Source organism: Lutibacter sp. B1 (genome assembly GCF_012524075.1).
In the GTDB taxonomy this organism is placed as follows: domain Bacteria; phylum Bacteroidota; class Bacteroidia; order Flavobacteriales; family Flavobacteriaceae; genus Lutibacter.
In genome coordinates, this window is sequence record NZ_JAAZUI010000119.1 from 1 (window position 1) to 1,065 (window position 1,065).

General features: G+C 28.3%; 1 protein-coding gene. It reads left to right on the forward strand.

What is annotated here, in order from left to right; all coding sequences use genetic code 11:
- Positions 1-209: 209 nt before the first annotated feature.
- Positions 210-806: a hypothetical protein gene (locus HGB55_RS15185; protein ID WP_168817931.1), complete on the forward strand. Its 597-nt coding sequence runs from the start codon at positions 210-212 to the stop codon at positions 804-806.
- Positions 807-1,065 lie beyond the last annotated feature (259 nt).

Genomic DNA, 1,065 nt, shown 5'->3' on the forward strand with positions numbered 1-1,065 from the left:
AAGGGACTTCCCTAAAGGAACAGATTTTAACCTCATTGACGAAAAACAGCTCTTAAAACTCGAACATAAACTAAACAACAAACCCAGAAAAATCATTGGGTATAAAACTCCTAAAGAAGTATTGGAATCTGAATTAAAAAACGTAGCTTAGTAACTATTAAAAATTAAAACGCTTTGTTGCGTTACAACATTGAATGCAAGAGTTAAAAATGACACCAAAACAAGTAGAAAGAATTAAGAATAAAATCACGAAAATAAAACGTGCGCTTTCTGCTGACAAAAAACGTTGGGAAGGATATTATGATGACAGCCGAGGACTTCGATATTTACCACCAGAATTATATTTAAAAATAAATGATTATTCAGGAGCTTTAAGATATTATAATTGGTTTGATAAAAATTTCCCTGAGGACTCAGGATTTCCAATATTTCTTTTTGAATGGACTATAACCCTTTTCAAAACTAAACGAATTAAACAGGCTGAGAAAAAGGCTATGCAAACATTTTACTCTAACACATATTTGATTGATAAATTTTTAAACAAAGAATTACTTGATTTTGACAAATTAGAGAATTCAAATTGGGAATATTCGAGTTTGGCTGAACAATTGATTTATTCAAAAGACCAAAACGAGTTAATTGATTTTGCTGACTGGTTAGAAAATTTTATTACTACTGAGAAATTTTATGATTTTGCTAATAAATTTATCGAAATTGAAAGTATTTTAAAAACAGAACCAATTGGAGAGAAAAGAACAAAACTTATCAACGAAAAATATAAAATGATAGAAAATATTAACGATTAATAACTACAGCCAACAACTCATAAAATTTATGCTTACATTTAAACTAAATAACGAACCGACAAACATTCAACAAACGATTTGCTATGTCCGAAAAATCTCCGATTTTCCAAACGCACAAATCTTATAAAAGCCCGTTGTACCCAATTAAAAAAAATCGTAAAAAATTAGATATTTACATTAAATGATATTATTTTTGATAGTATCAAATGATAGTATCAAAATGAAACCACCTTACGAAATAACTCCTGAAATATTGAAA